Origin of the sequence: Pseudomonas sp. SWRI92, assembly GCF_014268685.1 — a bacterium.
In the GTDB taxonomy this organism is placed as follows: domain Bacteria; phylum Pseudomonadota; class Gammaproteobacteria; order Pseudomonadales; family Pseudomonadaceae; genus Aquipseudomonas; species Aquipseudomonas marvdashtae.
Genome location: NZ_JABWQY010000002.1, coordinates 434,081 through 451,153 on the forward strand (window position 1 = coordinate 434,081; position 17,073 = coordinate 451,153).

Sequence of the window (17,073 nt, forward strand, 5' to 3'; positions counted from 1 at the left end):
AGGAACTTGCGATGAATACCGAAGGACTCTCTGAAGTTGCCGTAAAAGACGCTCAACCCGTGGTCGAGCAGATCGCCGAGACCCCGCCGGAGCTGGAGCCCGCTCCCCCGGCCGTCACCGAGCCGGCCCCGGCACCGGCGATTGCCATCCCGAACCTGGATGACAGCAGCCTGTACATCCATCGCGAGCTGTCGCAACTGCAATTCAACATCCGTGTGCTGGAGCAGGCGCTGGATGAGTCCTATCCGTTGCTGGAGCGGCTGAAGTTCCTGCTGATTTTTTCCAGCAACCTGGACGAGTTCTTCGAAATCCGCGTCGCCGGCCTGAAGAAGCAGATCACCTTCGCCCGTGAACAGGCCGGCGCCGACGGCCTGCAACCGCATCAGGCCTTGGCGCGCATCAGCGAACTGGTCCATGGTCATGTGGACCGGCAGTACGCGATTCTCAATGACATCCTGTTGCCGGAGCTGGAAAAGCATCAGGTGCGCTTCATCCGTCGCCGCAACTGGAATACCAAGATCAAGACTTGGGTGCGCCGTTATTTCCGCGACGAGATCGCGCCGATCATCACCCCGATCGGTCTCGACCCGACGCACCCGTTCCCGTTGCTGGTCAACAAGAGCCTGAACTTCATCGTCGAGCTGGAAGGCATCGACGCCTTTGGTCGCGATTCCGGCCTGGCGATCATTCCAGCGCCGCGCCTGCTGCCGCGCATCATCCGCGTGCCGGAAGACGTCGGCGGCCCAGGCGACAATTATGTGTTCCTGTCGTCAATGATCCATGCCCATGCCGATGACCTGTTCCAAGGCATGAAGGTCAAGGGTTGCTATCAGTTCCGCCTGACCCGAAACGCCGACCTGTCGGTGGACACCGAGGACGTCGAAGACCTGGCCCGCGCCCTGCGCGGCGAGCTGTTCTCCCGTCGCTACGGCGATGCGGTGCGCCTGGAAGTGGCCGACACCTGCCCGAAACACCTGTCCGACTATCTGCTCAAGCAGTTCAACCTGCATGAAACCGAGTTGTACCAGGTCAACGGCCCGGTCAACCTGACCCGACTGTTCAGCATCACCGGCCTGGACAGCCATCCGGAACTGCAATACCTGCCGTTCACGCCGCAGATCCCGAAACTGCTGCAGAACAGCGAAAACATTTTCAGCGTGATCAGCAAGCAGGACATTCTGCTGCTGCACCCTTTCGAGTCGTTCACGCCCGTGGTCGACTTGCTGCGCCAGGCCGCCAAGGATCCCCATGTGTTGGCGGTGCGCCAGACCCTGTACCGCAGCGGCGCCAATTCGGAAATCGTCGATGCCCTGGTGGACGCCGCGCGAAACGGCAAGGAAGTCACGGCGGTGATCGAATTGCGGGCGCGCTTCGACGAGGAATCCAATCTGCAGCTGGCCAGCCGTCTGCAAGCGGCCGGTGCGGTGGTGATCTATGGCGTGGTCGGCTACAAGACCCATGCCAAGATGATGCTCATCCTGCGCCGTGAAGCCGGTGAAATCGTGCGTTACGCCCACTTGGGCACCGGCAACTACCACGCCGCCAACGCCCGCCTGTACACCGACTACAGCCTGCTGACCTCCGACGATGCCTTGTGCGAAGACGTCGGCAAGTTGTTCAGCCAGTTGATTGGCATGGGCAAGACCTTGCGTATGAAGAAGCTGCTGCACGCACCGTTCACCCTGAAAAAAGGCATGCTCGACATGATCGCCCGGGAGACGCAGTTCGCCCTGGAGGGCAAGCCGGCGCACATCATCGCCAAGTTCAATTCGCTGACCGATCCGAAGATCATCCGTGCGTTGTACAAGGCCAGCCAGTCGGGCGTGCGTATCGATTTGGTGGTGCGCGGCATGTGCTGCCTGCGACCGGGCATCCCAGGGGTTTCCCACAACATCCACGTGCGCTCGATCATCGGGCGATTCCTGGAGCATACGCGGGTGTTCTACTTCCTCAACGGCGGCGAGGAGCAGATGTTCCTCTCAAGCGCCGACTGGATGGAGCGCAACCTCGACAAGCGTGTCGAGACCTGCTTCCCGGTGGAAGGCAAGAAGCTGATCCTGCGGGTCAAGAAAGAGTTGGAAAGCTACCTCACCGACAATACCCACAGCTGGAGCCTGCAGTCGGATGGCCGCTACATCCGCAACACGCCGACCGGCAACCAGAACCCGCGCAGCGCCCAGGCGACCTTGCTGGATCGCCTGAGCAGCCCGGTGTTGGCGGTTCGTTAAACGCTCGGAGACGCGCTTGGCTTTTGTGGCGAGGGAGCTTGCTGTGGCGAGGGGATTTATCCCCGCTGGGCTGCGCAGCAGCCCCTGAGAGGTTGGGCTCAGTGGATCTGATGCACCGCGCTGCCAGGTTTTAGGGCTGCTTCGCAGCCCAGCGGGGCGGTGCGACGTTTCGCTAAATCCCCTCGCCACAATGGATTGCAGCTAAGCCACGATTCCAGCGAGCAATCAGTGAATGTTCAGCCCAATCCCAACCCGGGTCAGCCATTCCGCCTCCTGGGCGAAGTCGGCCTGGGTCAGTTGGTTCTCTTCCAGCCAGCCTTCAGGAAACAGCACGTCCAGTTCATCGCCATCGGCCCGCAGGACCACCTGAGGCATTTCCTGAGTACCGCGGATGTGGTGGAACAGGATTGCGAAGCGCAGCAACACGCACAGGCGAATCAGCTTGATGCCGTCATCGCCGAACTCGGCAAATTTATCCTTGGGAATATTGCGCCGGTGACCGCGAACCAATAACGCGAGCATTTGCTGGTCTTCCCGGGAGAAACCCGCCAGGTCCGAGTGCTCGATCAGGTACGCGCCGTGTTTGTGGTAGTGATAGTGGGCGATATCGAGGCCCACCTCATGGACCTTGGCGGCCCAACCCAGCAACTCGCGCCAGATGCCGTCGTTCAGGTCCCAGTCCTCGGCCACCTGGTCGAAGGCATGCAGCGCCTTGCGCTCGACTCGGGCTGCCTGTTCCTGATCGACGTGATAACGCTCCATGAGCGAGCCCAAGGTGCGCTCGCGGACGTCTTCGTGATGATGGCGGCCCAGCAGGTCATACAGCACGCCTTCACGCAGGGCGCCTTCGCAATGGTCCATGCGTTGCAGTTCGAGGGCATCGAAAATCGCCTCGAGAATCGCCAGGCCCGCCGGGAAGATCGCCCTGCGGTCGGGCTTGATGCCTTCGAAATCGATTTTGTCCGCATCACCGAGCTTGAACACCTTGCGCTTGAGCCAGGCCAGCCCCTCGGCATTGACCTCGCCGGAACCATGCCCGCCCGCCTTGAGCGCCAGGCCGATGGCGCGGATGGTCCCTGACGAGCCTATGGCTTCATCCCAGGTAAGGCGGTGCAGGGCGTGTTCGATGCTCATGATCTCCAGGCGCGCCGCTGTATAAGCCTGTGCATAGCGGGCCGGGGTGATCTTGCCGTCGCGGAAGTAGCGCTGGGTGTAGCTGACGCAGCCCATCTGCAGGCTTTCGCGCAGCAGCGGCTCGAAGCGCTGGCCGATGATGAACTCGGTACTGCCGCCGCCGATATCCGCCACCAGGCGCTTGCCCGGGGTGTCCGCCAGCGTGTGGGAAACGCCCAGGTAGATCAGGCGGGCTTCTTCACGGCCGGAAATGACTTCAACTGGATGGCCGAGGATTTCCTCGGCGCGACGGATGAACTCGCCACGGTTGCGCGCCTCGCGCAGGGCGTTGGTGCCAACGATCCGCACCGCGCCCAGGGGCATGCCGTTGATCAGTTGGGCGAATCGTTTCAGGCAATCAAGCCCGCGCTGCATCGATTCTTCGCTGAGCTTTCGCTCTTCATCGATGCCGGCGGCCAGCTGGACCTTCTCGCCGAGTCGCTCAAGAATGCGGATTTCCCCGTTCTGGGCCTTGGCGACGACCATGTGAAAGCTGTTGGAACCCAGGTCGATGGCGGCAATCAGGGACAGATTCTTGGCTTGGGATGGCGGCATGGTCAAAAAGTCTCGGTCGATAACCTTGCCATCCTGCCACGATCGACCGCTTACGCCAACGCACCTGATCCAAACCCTTGAGCCAGAGCAGTGCTGGCGTGGCCTCCCAGTGGCGAGGGAGCTTGCTCCCGCTGGGCTGCGCAGCAGCCCCAAAATCCATTCAATCCGCGCTTGGCCTCGAGATCAGGCAGGCTCGACCGTTCCGATAAAGTTCGCCAGTTCCGCCGTCTGCGGATCGGCGAACAGCACCTTGGGATCGCCCACCTCGTGCACCTTGCCCTGATGCATGAACACCAGTTTGTCGCCGACTTCCCGGGCGAAACGCATTTCGTGGGTGACCATGATCAGCGTCATGCCTTCCTTGGCCAGCTGTCGCACGACGCTGAGGACTTCGTTGACCAGTTCCGGGTCCAGGGCGGAGGTGATTTCGTCACACAACAGCACCTTCGGCGACATCGCCAGGGCGCGGGCAATCGCCACCCGTTGCTGCTGGCCGCCGGACAAGCGGTCCGGGAAGGCATCGAATTTCTCGCCGAGCCCGACCCGTTCCAGCATCTGCCGCGCCAGCTCGGCCGCCTTGGCCTTGGGCACTTTTTGCACAACCTGCGGCGCCAGCATGACGTTTTCGCCGACCGTCAGGTGCGGGAACAGGTTGAACTGCTGGAACACCATCCCGACTTTCTGCCGCAGGCTGCGCAAATCGGCGCGGGCGGCATCGAGGTATTCGCCGTCGACTTCGATCACGCCGTCGTTGATCGATTCCAGCCCATTGAGAGTGCGCAGCAAGGTGGATTTGCCCGAGCCGCTGCGGCCGATGATCGCCACCACCTGACCTTCCTCGACGCTCAGGTCGATGCCTTTGAGTACGTGATGATCGCCGTAGTATTTATGCAGGGCGGTAATTCTAAGCAGAGGCATGCAGTCTCCTTTCCAGGTAGCGCGCACTGAGGGACAAGGGGTAGCAGAGCAGGAAGTAACCGAGGGCGACCAGGCCATAGACCATGAACGGTTCGAACGTGGCGTTGGCCAACATGCCGCCGGTCTTGGTCAGCTCGGTAAAGCCGATGATCGACGTCACCGCCGTGCCTTTGACCACTTGCACGGAAAAGCCCACGGTCGGCGCCACCGCGATACGCAGGGCTTGAGGCAGGATTACGTAGCGCAACTGCTCCAGTGGGTTGAGGGCCAGGCTCGCGGAGGCTTCCCACTGGCCGTTGGCAATCGAGTCAACACAACCGCGCCAGATCTCAGCCAGGTAGGCGCTGGTAAACAGCGTCAAGGCGATGGCCGCCGCCATCCACGGTGAAATTTCCACCCCGGCCAGCGCCACGCCGAAGAACACCAGGAACAGCTGCATCAACAGCGGTGTGCCTTGGAACAGCTCGATGTAGGTACGAGCGATATTACGGGGCAGGGCGCGCTTGGAGATGCGCATCACCATCACCAGCAAGCCGATCACGCCACCGCCGATAAACGCCACCAGCGACAGCGCCAGGGTCCATTGCAGGCCGGTGAGCAGGTTGCGCACCACGTCCCAGAAAGTGAAATCGCTCATTGGTTGCTCCTGGCGATGTAGCGACGCCCGACCCAATTGAGGAACTGGCGGATCAGCAGCGCCATGCACAGGTAGATCAGCGTCGTCAGCGCATAGGTTTCAAAGGCGCGGAAATTGCGCGATTGAATGAAGTTGGCGGCAAAGCTCAACTCTTCGGTGGCGATCTGCGAGCAGACGGCGGAGCCGAGCATCACGATGATGATCTGGCTGCTCAACGCGGGCCAGACCTTGCCCAGCGCCGGCAACAGGACTACGTGGCGAAAGGCTTCGAAGCGGCTCATCGCCAAGGCTGCCGCGGCCTCCAGTTGACCCCGTGGGATGGCCTGGATGCCGGCGCGGATGATCTCGGTGGAATACGCGCCAAGGTTGATTACCATCGCCAACACCGCGGCCTGCCATTCGGAAATCTGCAAGCCCAGGGACGGCAAGCCGAAGAAGATGAAAAACAGTTGAACCAGGAATGGCGTGTTGCGGATCAATTCCACGTACGCGCCGAAGATCGCCGCGAACGGACGGATATTCCAGGCCCGCACCACCGCCCCGACGATGCCCAGGCCGACCCCGAGCAACGCGCCGATGGCCGTCAGCTCCAGGGTGAACAGCGCGCCGCGCAACAGCAGCTCGGTGTTTTGCACCACCGGCAGGAAATCGAACTGATAAGCCATGCTCAGCCTCTCAAGCGACGATCAAAGGTCGGCCGGCAGCGGCTGCTTGAGCCAGGTCTGGGAATTTTTCTCCAGGCTGCCATCGGTCTTGGCGGTGGCGAGGATCTGGTTGACCTTGTCCAACAGCGCCGGCTCGTTCTTGTTCACGCCCACGTACACCGGTGAATCCTTGAGTTTGACTTTCAACGCCGGGACGCGCTTGGGGTTGCGTTCGCTGATCGCGACCATGACCACGTTGCCGCTGGCGATCAGGTCCACCTGACCGGCCAGGTAGGCGGCGATGGTCGAGTTGTTGTCTTCGAAGCGCTTGATGGTGGTGCCTTCGGGGGCGACTTTGCTCAGCTCGATGTCTTCGATGGCGCCACGGGTGACGCTGATGGTCTTGCCCTTGAGGTCATCCAGGCCATTGATTGCGGCATCAGGCGGGCCGAACACAGCCAGGTAGAACGGCGCATAGGCGCTGGAGAAGTCGATGACTTTTTCTCGCTCCGGGTTCTTGCCCAGGCTGGATATCACCAGGTCGACTTTGCCAGTGGTCAGGAACGGAATGCGGTTGGTGCTGTTGACCGGGGTCAGTTCAAGCTTGACCTTGAGTTGGTCGGCCAGCAATTTAGCGGTGTCGATGTCCAGGCCGCGGGGCTTCATGTCCGGCCCTACGGAGCCGAATGGCGGGAAGTCCTGCGGCACCGCGACCTTGAGCGTGCCGCGCTTGACCACGTCCTCCAGGCCATCGGCGTGGGCAGGCAGCTGGGTGAGCATCAGGCTGGCAAACAGGGCAGTGAGCAGAACGCTGCAACGCTGAATCATGGCGAATCTCCGCAATCGGTGATGTGATTTCTGCGTTCGGACAGAGCACAGGCCATGCCAAGCAGCCGTTTGTCCTCCAAAAGCCACGAGTTTGCTGGTGGGGCGCGGTCTTACTGGTCTGAACAGTTGCGCAGGGTTTTGCACCTTTATCGGGCGTTGGTATTGACCGCCGAACCCCGCTGGGGCACGACTTGCCGGGCGCTGTGAATAGCTTTACAACTAGCCGCTCACTGGCCTGGTTCGTCTGAAAAACATGAATTCCATCTCCCGTGCCGTTCCTGAAGTGGCGCTGCAAGCCATTCGCAAATTGATCGCCGACCAAGGCTTCGGTCCGGGGGATTCGCTGCCTTCGCAACGGGACCTGGCGCTGCAGTTGGGCGTGAGTCGAGCGTCGTTGCGCGAGGCGCTTTCGTCGTTGAGTGCGCTGGGGATGATCAGTGTCCAACCGGGCAAAGGGGTGTTCGTGCAATCACCGGCAACGGTGCTCGTCAGTAACTCGGCGCCTGGCTGGCCGTTCGCGTCCCAGGTTTCGCCTGTGGATATCTTCCAACTGCGTTATGCCCTGGAGGGGTTTGCGGCCGGTTTGGCGGCGGTGACGTTGAGCGCCGATGACCTCGATACGCTGGATGACAATCTCCAAGCCATGCGCCGGGAGTTGAAGGCGGGGGACTTCGACGCCGCAGCGCGGCTGGATTTCGACTTTCATCGACAGATCCTCCTGGCCAGTGGCAATCAGGCGATGCTGAGCATTCTTACCGCCAGCGCCGAGATCTTCCTGGAAAGTCAGAAGCTACCGTTCATCAGGGCGGAGCGGGCGATGGAGACCTGGCAGGAGCATCGCAAGATCCTTCGCGCCCTGGCTCGTCGCGCTTCGGGCGCCGCGCAAAAAGCCATGCAGGAACATGTACGTAACGCTGCCCTGCGTACCGGTATTTCTTTCGTTGCGCCTGCCGCTTCGTGAGGCGAGCCATACCTAAAGCCATCAAGCGTCATAGCGAGACTCAATCAACTGCGGCTTCCTGAACCCGGGAAGGGCAGCTATGATGGGCCACGTTTTTTTGCTGATGACCCCGGAGATTTCCATGAGCAGCGATCTGATCAAACACGTTAGCGACGCTAGCTTCGAAGCTGACGTACTCAAGGCCGAAGGCGCGGTACTGGTCGACTATTGGGCTGAGTGGTGCGGTCCTTGCAAAATGATCGCTCCGGTCCTGGACGAGATTGCCGAGACCTACAAAGGCAAGCTGACCGTTGCCAAGCTGAACATCGACGAGAACCAGGAAACCCCGGCCAAGCACGGCGTGCGCGGTATCCCGACGCTGATGCTGTTCAAGAACGGCAACGTCGAGGCCACCAAGGTCGGCGCGCTGTCGAAGTCACAACTGGCTGCTTTCCTCGACGCCAACATCTAAGCGCCGAATGCCACTGGAAAAGCCCCGCAAATCGCGGGGCTTTTTCGTTATCCGGGGCTAGACGCTGGCAAACCCAGGTGGTACATTCGGCCCCGCACTGGTTTCTCCAGTGCCCCCTGCAAGCCGTCGCCGACGCTCTCCTTTCGAATAAGTACGCGATCCTGTCGCCTTCTCCGCGGCGCGGCCTCATTAAGCCAAAAGCTTAATTTCCCCCCTCCATAAATGATTACGTCATTCCTATATGAATCTGACTGAACTCAAGCAAAAGCCGATTACCGAACTGCTCGAATTGGCCGAACAGATGGGCATAGAAAATATGGCCCGTTCGCGCAAGCAGGACGTGATTTTCTCCCTGCTCAAGAAGCACGCGAAAAGCGGCGAGGAAATCTCCGGTGATGGCGTGCTGGAGATTCTCCAGGACGGCTTCGGCTTTCTCCGCTCCGCAGACGCTTCCTACCTTGCCGGCCCAGACGATATCTACGTCTCGCCGAGCCAGATCCGTCGCTTCAACTTGCGCACCGGTGACACCATCGTTGGCAAGATCCGACCTCCGAAGGAAGGCGAGCGTTATTTCGCCCTGCTCAAGGTCGACACGATCAACTTCGACCGTCCGGAAAACGCAAAGAACAAGATTCTCTTCGAGAACCTGACGCCGCTGTTCCCGACCGTGCGCATGAAGATGGAAGCCGGCAACGGTTCCACTGAAGACCTCACCGGTCGTGTCATCGACCTGTGCGCACCCATCGGCAAAGGCCAGCGCGGCCTGATCGTGGCACCGCCGAAAGCGGGCAAGACGATCATGCTGCAGAACATCGCAGCCAACATTGCCCGTAACAACCCTGAAGTTCACCTGATCGTGCTGCTGATCGACGAACGTCCGGAAGAAGTGACCGAGATGCAGCGCACCGTGCGCGGCGAAGTGGTTGCCTCGACCTTCGACGAGCCGCCGACCCGCCACGTGCAGGTAGCTGAGATGGTGATCGAGAAGGCCAAGCGCCTGGTCGAGCACAAGAAGGACGTGGTGATCCTGCTCGACTCCATCACTCGTCTGGCCCGTGCCTACAACACTGTGATCCCGAGCTCCGGCAAAGTGCTGACCGGTGGTGTCGATGCCCATGCCCTGGAGAAACCGAAGCGTTTCTTCGGTGCCGCGCGGAACATCGAAGAAGGCGGCTCGTTGACCATCATCGCCACCGCGCTGGTTGAAACCGGCTCGAAGATGGACGAAGTGATCTACGAGGAGTTCAAGGGTACCGGCAACATGGAACTGCCCCTGGACCGTCGCATCGCCGAGAAACGTGTGTTCCCGGCCATCAACATCAACCGTTCCGGCACCCGTCGCGAAGAATTGCTGACCGCCGATGACGAGTTGCAGCGCATGTGGATCTTGCGCAAGCTGCTGCATCCAATGGATGAGGTGGCAGCCATCGAGTTCTTGATCGACAAGCTGAAGACGACCAAGACCAACGATGAGTTCTTCCTGTCGATGAAACGCAAGTAAGTCGAACAGGCCAGCAAGAGCCGGGGAAACCCGGCTTTTTGCTATCTGTGCATTCACTATTCTGAACGGGCGGCGTTAAACTCGGGGCCCCCGAACGTCACGGTCACCATGAGGCTTTGCATGCAGTATCGCGACTTGCGCGACTTTATCAGCGGTCTGGAACAGCGCGGCGAGCTCAAGCGCATCCAGGTGCCCGTGTCCCCTGTGCTGGAAATGACCGAGGTCTGCGACCGCACCTTGCGCGCAAAAGGCCCGGCGCTGCTGTTCGAGAACCCGACCGGCTACGACATTCCAGTATTGGGCAACCTGTTTGGCACGCCGGAGCGCGTGGCCCTGGGCATGGGCGCCGAGGCGGTCAGCGAATTGCGCGAAATCGGCAAGCTGTTGGCATTCCTCAAGGAACCCGAGCCGCCGAAGGGGCTGAAGGACGCCTGGTCGAAGCTGCCGATTTTCCGCAAGATCATTTCCATGGCGCCGAAAGTCGTCAAGGACGCAATCTGCCAGGAAGTGGTAATCGAAGGCGACGATGTCGACCTGGCCATGCTTCCGGTGCAGACCTGCTGGCCGGGCGACGTCGGGCCGCTGATCACCTGGGGCCTGACCGTCACCAAGGGGCCAAACAAGGACCGCCAGAATCTCGGTATCTACCGTCAGCAAGTGATTGGCCGCAACAAGGTCATCATGCGTTGGCTGAGTCACCGCGGTGGTGCGCTGGATTACCGCGAATGGTGCGAAAAGCACCCCGGCCAGCCCTTCCCGGTATCGGTGGCCCTGGGTGCAGACCCGGCGACCATTCTTGGCGCCGTCACGCCCGTGCCCGACAGCCTCTCCGAATATGCATTCGCCGGCCTGCTGCGGGGCAATCGCACCGAACTGGTGAAATGCCGTGGCAACGATCTGCAAGTACCGGCCACGGCCGAGATCATTCTCGAGGGCGTGATCCACCCGGGCGAAATGGCTGACGAAGGTCCTTACGGCGATCACACCGGCTATTACAACGAAGTCGACAGCTTCCCGGTGTTCACCGTCGAGCGCATCACCCACCGGATCAAGCCGATTTATCACAGCACCTACACGGGTCGTCCACCCGATGAGCCGGCGATCCTCGGCCTGGCGCTGAACGAAGTGTTCGTGCCGATCCTGCAGAAGCAATTCCCGGAGATCACCGATTTCTACCTGCCACCGGAAGGCTGCTCGTATCGCATGGCCGTGGTGACCATGAAGAAGTCGTATCCAGGGCATGCCAAGCGAGTCATGTTGGGCGTTTGGTCGTTTTTACGACAATTCATGTATACCAAGTTCGTTATTGTCACTGACGACGATATCAACGCACGAGACTGGAACGATGTGATCTGGGCCATCACCACGCGCATGGACCCCAAGCGCGACACGGTAATGATCGAGAACACACCGATCGATTATCTCGACTTCGCCTCGCCGGTGTCCGGCCTGGGGTCGAAGATGGGGCTCGATGCCACGCATAAATGGCCCGGTGAGACCACGCGTGAATGGGGCCGGGTTATCGTCAAGGATGAAGCCGTTACCCAACGGATCGATGCCATCTGGAATCAGTTAGGAATAGATTGATGCGTGTAACGTTGCAGCCTTCCGGCGCGGTGCTGGAGATACAGCCGGCCGAGCGGATTCTCGATGGCGCCCGGCGCCTGGGCTACGAATGCCCGCAAAGCTGCCGCAATGGCAACTGTCACGTGTGTGGCGCGTTGCTGGTGGAGGGCCGCGTGGAGCAGGCCGGAGAGGTGCGTGATCACGGTGAGATCTTTACGTGCATCGCCGAGCCCTTGGAGGATTGCGTGCTGCTATGGGATGGCGTGCTGGCGCCGGGTGAGTTGCCGGTACGCAGCCTGGCATGCCAGGTTACCGAGTGCGCCGAAGTGGGCGGCGATGTCTGGCGGGTACGCCTGCGTGCGCCAGCGGGCAAGCCGCCGCGCTACCACGCGGGGCAGTATTTGATGATTGAGCGGGAGAACGGTGAGAAGTCAGCGTTCTCCCTGGCTTCTGCACCGCATTCGGGGCGCGACCTGCAATTGCATGTATTGGTGCGCGAAAGCAGTGCGCAGAGCCTTTTGGACCAGCTGCAGCGCAACCCCAACGTGCGCATCGAGATGCCTTTTGGTGACACGCATCTGTCCGAGCTGCCGGATGGCCCGCTGGTCTTGATCGCTGCCGGGACCGGCATGGCGCAGATGCACAGCCTGATCGAGCACTGCCGCGCGCAGGGGTTCAAGCACCCGGTGCATCTGTATTGGGGTGTGCGGCGTCCGGAAGATTTCTATGAGATCGAGCATTGGGACGAATGGAAGTCGCTGCCCAATCTGTACCTGCACAAAGTCGTCAGCGATTTGTGCGGCTGGGAAGGGCGCTGCGGCATGCTCCACGAAGCCGTCTGCGAGGATATCGCTGATCTTTCGGGGGTCTATGTCTACGCCAGCGGTTCGCCGGCGATGATCTACGCCACGCTCGATGCGCTCGTGGGCGCTGGAATGGACGCTCATCAGATGCGTGCCGATGTGTTTGCGTATGCGCCGCGGGCTTGAACCGCGTTCATCAACCTGGGTTCAATGAGCTTTTTGTGGCGAGGGGATTTATCCCCGCTGGGCTGTGAAGCAGCCCCAAACCAGGCACCTCAGTCTGCCAGGAAGATTGAGTTCACTGTATTAGGGTTGCTGCGCAGCCCAGCGGGGATAAATCCCCTCGCCACAGGAATGGGTACTACCTTCCCGTCGATATAACTTTATATATTTCGTTTCGATATTTAGTCTCGGGGCTAGATACCGATAACGTATATAGGGTACGCAATGGCATTTAACTTGCCTGAATTCCCCTGACCGTCAATGCCATGACGGCACACCGACCACTTTTCGCCCCGCGAGGAGCCAACCGCTACCGGCCATGACCGCTATCGAATCCGCCATAACCTGCGCCCTGTACCCGCCACGACTCGAGTTGGGTCCACAGCTGACCCGCGAACAATTGCTCGCCTCCATGCAGTCGACCATGAGTCTTCATCAAGGCGGCCCGGTCTGGTTGTTCGCCTACGGCTCGTTGATCTGGCGGCCGGAGTGCACGGCAGCGGAGCGATTGCGCGGTCGGGTCCACGGTTATCATCGTGGATTGTATCTATGGTCCCATGAGCATCGCGGTACGCCGGAACTGCCGGGCTTGGTGTTCGGGCTGGATCGCGGCGGCTCTTGCAGCGGTTTCGCTTACCGATTGCCACAAGAGAACCTTGAGGATTCGTTGTTTGCCCTGTGGCAGCGCGAAATGCCGGTCCCGTCCTACCGCCCGCACTGGCTCACGTGCCGTCTTGAGGATGGCAACCGGGTTCAAGCCTTGGGTTTCGTGTTGGAGCGACACTTGCCCAGCTATGCCGGCAACCTGCCGGATCATGTGCTGAGCCAAGTGTTCGAAAGTGCCTGCGGGCGTTATGGCACGACTCGCGATTATGTCGAGCAGACCATCCACGCCCTGCGCAGCCACGCCATGCCAGACCGGAATCTGGAGGCGCGGCTCAGGCGCTGCAAATCAACGCTGGATCAGACGACCGCTTCGCGGCTCTGACTGGCGATTTGCTTGTGCCACAGGGTGGGCGCGAGGAATGCCATTGCCAATAGGCAGGCACCGATCAACAGTACGAAGCCGCCGTCCCAGCCGAAGTGGTCCACGGTGTAGCCCATGGCGGCGCTGGCCGCGACCGAGCCGCCCAGGTAACCGAATAACCCAGTGAAGCCCGCGGCGGTACCGGCGGCTTTCTTCGGCGCCAGCTCAAGCGCTTGCAAGCCGATCAGCATGACCGGGCCGTAGATCAGGAAGCCGATGGAAACCAGGGCGATCATGTCGACGGTCGGGTTGCCGGCCGGGTTCAGCCAGTACACCAGGGTCGCCACGGTTACCAACGCCATGAATACCATGCCGGTCAGGCCACGATTGCCACGGAAGATCTTGTCGGACATCCAGCCACACAACAGCGTGCCCGGAATACCTGCCCATTCGTAGAAGAAGTAAGCCCAGGAGCTCTTGTCCACCGTGAAGCCCTTGGCTTCCTTGAGGTAGGTCGGCGCCCAGTCCAGCACGCCGTAGCGCAACAAGTAGACGAAGACGTTGGCCATGGCGATGTACCACAGCATCTTGTTGCGCAGCACGTACTTGACGAAAATTTCCTTGGCGCTGAATTCGTTCTCGTGGCTGGCGTCGTAGCCTTCAGGGTAGTCGTTCTTGTATTTCTCGATTGGCGGCAGGCCCACCGATTGCGGGGTGTCGCGCATGGTCGCGAAGGCAAATACCGCGACGAACAGCGCCACCGTGGCCGGCACATAGAATGCCGCGTGCCAATCATTGAACCAGGCCATGCCCAGCAGGAACAGCGGGCCGATCAGGCCGCCGCCGACGTTGTGCGCCACGTTCCACACCGACACCACGCCGCCACGTTCCTTCTGCGACCACCAGTGCACCATGGTCCGTCCGCTCGGCGGCCAGCCCATGCCTTGGGCCCAGCCGTTGATGAACAGGAGGATGAACATGATGGTTACGCTGGACGTTGCCCACGGCGCAAAACCGAAAACGAACATCACACCGGCTGACACCAACAAGCCAAATGGCAGGAAGTAGCGTGGATTGGAGCGATCGGACACCAGGCCCATCAAGAATTTCGACAATCCGTAGGCAATGGCAATGGCCGACATGGCCAAGCCCAATTGGCCGCGGGTGTAACCCTCGTCGATGAGGTATGGCATGGCCAGGGAGAAGTTTTTGCGCAGCAGGTAGTAACCCGCATAGCCAATGAAAATCCCGGCGAAAATCTGCCAGCGAAGGCGTCGGTAGGTGCTGTCTATTTTTTCTTCAGGCAGGACTGCCTGGTGTACGGCTGGTCGGAAGAAGGCAAACATTCAAGTGCTCCAGTTCTTGTTATAACGGCGGATGCGAATGTTACAGTTTCGTTACCGAAAATAGCACCGCTCGTTGTCGCATAAATAGTGGAAAATTCGATTGATCATGTTCTTAAGCGAACATGTCGCGTGCGTATAAACTGACGGCGCTGTGGGAATCGTCGTACGCAGAAAAAAAGGCCAGAACCGCCTTATCAGCGGTTCTGGCCTTTTTTGTCCGTCTGGTTTCAACGCACCTGCACAACCACCTTCCCCACAGCCTTGCGCTGCCCAAGGTCATTGATCGCCTGGGCGGCGTTGCTCAGTGGGTACACTTGCGATACCAGCGGCTTCAGCTTTCCTTCGGCGAACCAGCCGAACAATTGCTGGAAGTTGGCAGCGTTGTCTTGGGGCTGGCGCTGGGCAAATGAGCCCCAGAACACGCCGACTACGGCGGCGCCCTTGAGCAGGGCCAGGTTCACCGGCAGTTCGGGGATGCGTCCGCTGGCGAAGCCGACGACCAGCAACCGGCCGTTCCAGGCGATGGCGCGGATGGCCTGGTCGAACAGGTCTCCGCCCACCGGATCGTAGATCACATCGGCGCCCTGGCCGTCGGTCAGGCGCTTGATTTCATCCTTGAGGCTGTTTTCGCTGTAGTTGATCAATTCGTCGGCACCGGCGGCCTTGGCCACGGCGAGTTTCTCCGCGCTGCTGGCGGCGGCAATGACCCTGGCGCCCATGGCCTTGCCGATTTCCACCGCCGCCAGGCCGACTCCGCCGGAGGCGCCGAGCACCAGCAGGGTTTCACCGGGCTGCAAGTTGGCTCGCTGCTTGAGGGCGTGCATCGAGGTGCCGTAGGTCATGCTGAAGGCGGCAGCGGTGTTGAAGTCCATGGTCGAAGGAATCGACAATACGTTGTAGCCCGGTACCGCCACCTGCTCGGCGAAGCTGCCCCAACCGGTGAGCGCCATGACCCGGTCGCCGACTTTCAGGTGGCTGACCTTTTCTCCCACTTCACGGACGACGCCCGCCGCTTCGCCGCCCGGGGAAAACGGGAAGGGTGGCTTGAACTGGTATTTGCCCTCGATGATCAAGGTGTCAGGAAAATTCACCCCGGCGGCGTGCACGTCCAGCAGCACTTCATTCTTCTTTATGACTGGACTGGCGACGTCTTCCAGCACCAGCGATTCGGCGGGACCGAACTCTTTGCACAGCACGGCTTTCATCAGGGCTATTCCTTTGGGAGTGATGGCCGATAAGTGTAGGTGTGAGAGTCAAGGGGTCAACGAGCATGCCCCGCCCTGATAGCTGTTCATAAGCTTGTGCTTGGACGGCGGGTCGGTATGCTGGGCCGCAAATCGGATGAGGAGTGGAATGTGAAAGCGTGGATCATGTTGTTGCTGGCCCTGTCGTTGCCTGTGGCTGCGATGGCCGAAGAAGCCAAAGAGGGCGAGGCGCCGCCGAAGGTCAGCTACATCACCCTGAGCCCACCGTTCGTGGGCAATTATGGGCTGGACGGTACGACGAAGCTGAAGGTCTACAAGGCCGACGTTGCCTTGCGCGTGACCGGCGATGCCGCCGCTGCAGCGGTGAAGGCAAACGAGCCGTTGATTCGCAATCAATTGGTGGCGCTGTTTGCCCAGCAGACCAGCGAGACCATGAATAACCTCGAAGCCAAGGAAAAGCTCCGTCAGGAAGCGTTGAAGCAGACCCAGCAGGTCATGAACGACGAGACCGGCAAGCCGATGGTTGAAGATCTGTTGTTCAACAACCTGATCATCCAGTAAGCCCGATCAAGCGGGTCAGCCGCCTATCGTTCAAGATTTCAATGCAATGACCGCCGCCCACTGTTCGGCCGTCACCGGCATCACCGACAACCGTGAGCCTTTTTGCACCAGCGGCATCTCGGCCAGGGCGGCCTGCTGTTTTAGATAGTCGAGCTTCAGGACGCGTGAGAACGTCTCGACATGGGCCACGTCGATCGCGGTCCAGGGATTTTTCTCCAGGCTGGCCTTGGCGTCGAAGTAATGGCCGTCAGGTTCCAGGGCCGTTGGGTCGGGATAGGCGGCCTTGATGATTTTGCCGATCCCGGCGATGCCGGGCTCGGGGCAGCTGGAGTGGTAGAAAAAAAATGAGTCGCCGACTGTCATGGTTCGCAGAAAGTTGCGCGCCTGATAGTTGCGAACCCCGTCCCAGCGCGCTTGGCCGAGCTTTTCCAGGCCCTGGATGGACAATTCGTCGGGCTCGGATTTCATCAGCCAATAGGCCATGATTTCTACTCCTGGGGGGTGTTG

Annotated in this window: 16 protein-coding genes; 8 read left to right on the forward strand and 8 right to left on the reverse strand. The window is 60.4% G+C overall.

Annotation, left to right across the window (positions count from 1 at the left end):
* The first annotated feature begins 11 nt into the window (after positions 1-11).
* Positions 12-2,228 carry a polyphosphate kinase 1 gene (gene ppk1, locus HU762_RS05300; RefSeq protein WP_186633836.1) on the forward strand — a complete coding sequence of 739 codons (2,217 nt, stop codon included), beginning with the start codon at positions 12-14 and terminating at the stop codon, positions 2,226-2,228.
* 225 nt (positions 2,229-2,453) lie between these two features.
* On the opposite strand, the gene ppx is transcribed toward ppk1, so the two are convergent.
* From ppx to HU762_RS05325, 5 genes are all read right to left on the reverse strand, one after another.
* Positions 2,454-3,956: an exopolyphosphatase gene (gene ppx / locus HU762_RS05305; protein ID WP_186633840.1), complete on the reverse strand. Its 1,503-nt coding sequence runs from the start codon at positions 3,954-3,956 to the stop codon at positions 2,454-2,456.
* Positions 3,957-4,139: 183 nt separating this feature from the next.
* Positions 4,140-4,874, reverse strand: a complete 735-nt coding sequence (locus tag HU762_RS05310; protein WP_030138144.1) for an amino acid ABC transporter ATP-binding protein — start codon at positions 4,872-4,874, stop codon at positions 4,140-4,142.
* A complete protein-coding gene (locus HU762_RS05315; protein ID WP_186633843.1) occupies positions 4,861-5,511 on the reverse strand; it encodes an amino acid ABC transporter permease in 651 nt (216 codons plus the stop codon). The genes HU762_RS05310 and HU762_RS05315 overlap by 14 nt, the downstream gene beginning before the upstream one ends.
* Positions 5,508-6,176 (reverse strand): amino acid ABC transporter permease, encoded by a 669-nt coding sequence (locus HU762_RS05320; RefSeq protein WP_186633846.1) that lies wholly within the window; start codon positions 6,174-6,176, stop codon positions 5,508-5,510. Before HU762_RS05320 ends, HU762_RS05315 begins: the two co-directional genes overlap by 4 nt.
* Before the next feature lie 21 nt (positions 6,177-6,197).
* Positions 6,198-6,983 carry a transporter substrate-binding domain-containing protein gene (locus tag HU762_RS05325; protein WP_186633849.1) on the reverse strand — a complete coding sequence of 262 codons (786 nt, stop codon included), beginning with the start codon at positions 6,981-6,983 and terminating at the stop codon, positions 6,198-6,200.
* A 253-nt stretch (positions 6,984-7,236) separates the two neighbouring features.
* Here HU762_RS05325 and HU762_RS05330 point away from each other — a divergent pair, with 253 nt between their 5' ends.
* From HU762_RS05330 to HU762_RS05355, 6 genes are all read left to right on the forward strand, one after another.
* The gene (locus HU762_RS05330; RefSeq protein WP_186633852.1) at positions 7,237-7,944 is read left to right on the forward strand and encodes an FCD domain-containing protein; all 708 of its coding nucleotides are present in this window, start codon (positions 7,237-7,239) and stop codon (positions 7,942-7,944) included.
* A gap of 121 nt (positions 7,945-8,065) precedes the next feature.
* Positions 8,066-8,395: a thioredoxin TrxA gene (trxA, locus tag HU762_RS05335; RefSeq protein WP_003206727.1), complete on the forward strand. Its 330-nt coding sequence runs from the start codon at positions 8,066-8,068 to the stop codon at positions 8,393-8,395.
* Positions 8,396-8,636: 241 nt separating this feature from the next.
* Positions 8,637-9,896: a transcription termination factor Rho gene (gene rho, locus HU762_RS05340; RefSeq protein ID WP_017845130.1), complete on the forward strand. Its 1,260-nt coding sequence runs from the start codon at positions 8,637-8,639 to the stop codon at positions 9,894-9,896.
* A gap of 120 nt (positions 9,897-10,016) precedes the next feature.
* The gene (gene ubiD / locus HU762_RS05345) at positions 10,017-11,483 is read left to right on the forward strand and encodes a 4-hydroxy-3-polyprenylbenzoate decarboxylase (protein WP_186612786.1); all 1,467 of its coding nucleotides are present in this window, start codon (positions 10,017-10,019) and stop codon (positions 11,481-11,483) included.
* The gene (locus HU762_RS05350; protein WP_186633854.1) at positions 11,483-12,451 is read left to right on the forward strand and encodes a CDP-6-deoxy-delta-3,4-glucoseen reductase; all 969 of its coding nucleotides are present in this window, start codon (positions 11,483-11,485) and stop codon (positions 12,449-12,451) included. The genes ubiD and HU762_RS05350 overlap by 1 nt, the downstream gene beginning before the upstream one ends.
* A gap of 355 nt (positions 12,452-12,806) precedes the next feature.
* Positions 12,807-13,475, forward strand: coding sequence for a gamma-glutamylcyclotransferase (locus tag HU762_RS05355; protein ID WP_186633857.1), 669 nt, complete (start codon positions 12,807-12,809; stop codon positions 13,473-13,475).
* Here the strand turns inward: HU762_RS05355 and glpT are convergent.
* Both glpT and HU762_RS05365 read right to left on the reverse strand, forming a co-directional pair.
* A complete protein-coding gene (glpT, locus tag HU762_RS05360; RefSeq protein ID WP_186633861.1) occupies positions 13,451-14,800 on the reverse strand; it encodes a glycerol-3-phosphate transporter in 1,350 nt (449 codons plus the stop codon). The genes HU762_RS05355 and glpT overlap by 25 nt on opposite strands.
* Before the next feature lie 227 nt (positions 14,801-15,027).
* On the reverse strand, positions 15,028-16,005 hold the full coding sequence (locus HU762_RS05365; RefSeq protein WP_186633864.1) for an NADPH:quinone oxidoreductase family protein: 978 nt from the start codon (positions 16,003-16,005) through the stop codon (positions 15,028-15,030).
* Between the two features lie 150 nt (positions 16,006-16,155).
* Between HU762_RS05365 and HU762_RS05370 the strand changes: the two genes are divergently transcribed.
* Complete coding sequence (locus tag HU762_RS05370; RefSeq protein ID WP_186612798.1) at positions 16,156-16,566, forward strand: flagellar basal body-associated protein FliL; 411 nt, start codon at positions 16,156-16,158, stop codon at positions 16,564-16,566.
* 30 nt (positions 16,567-16,596) lie between these two features.
* Here HU762_RS05370 and HU762_RS05375 read toward each other — a convergent pair whose 3' ends face one another.
* On the reverse strand, positions 16,597-17,049 hold the full coding sequence (locus tag HU762_RS05375) for an EVE domain-containing protein (RefSeq protein ID WP_186633866.1): 453 nt from the start codon (positions 17,047-17,049) through the stop codon (positions 16,597-16,599).
* Between the last annotated feature and the right edge of the window lie 24 nt (positions 17,050-17,073).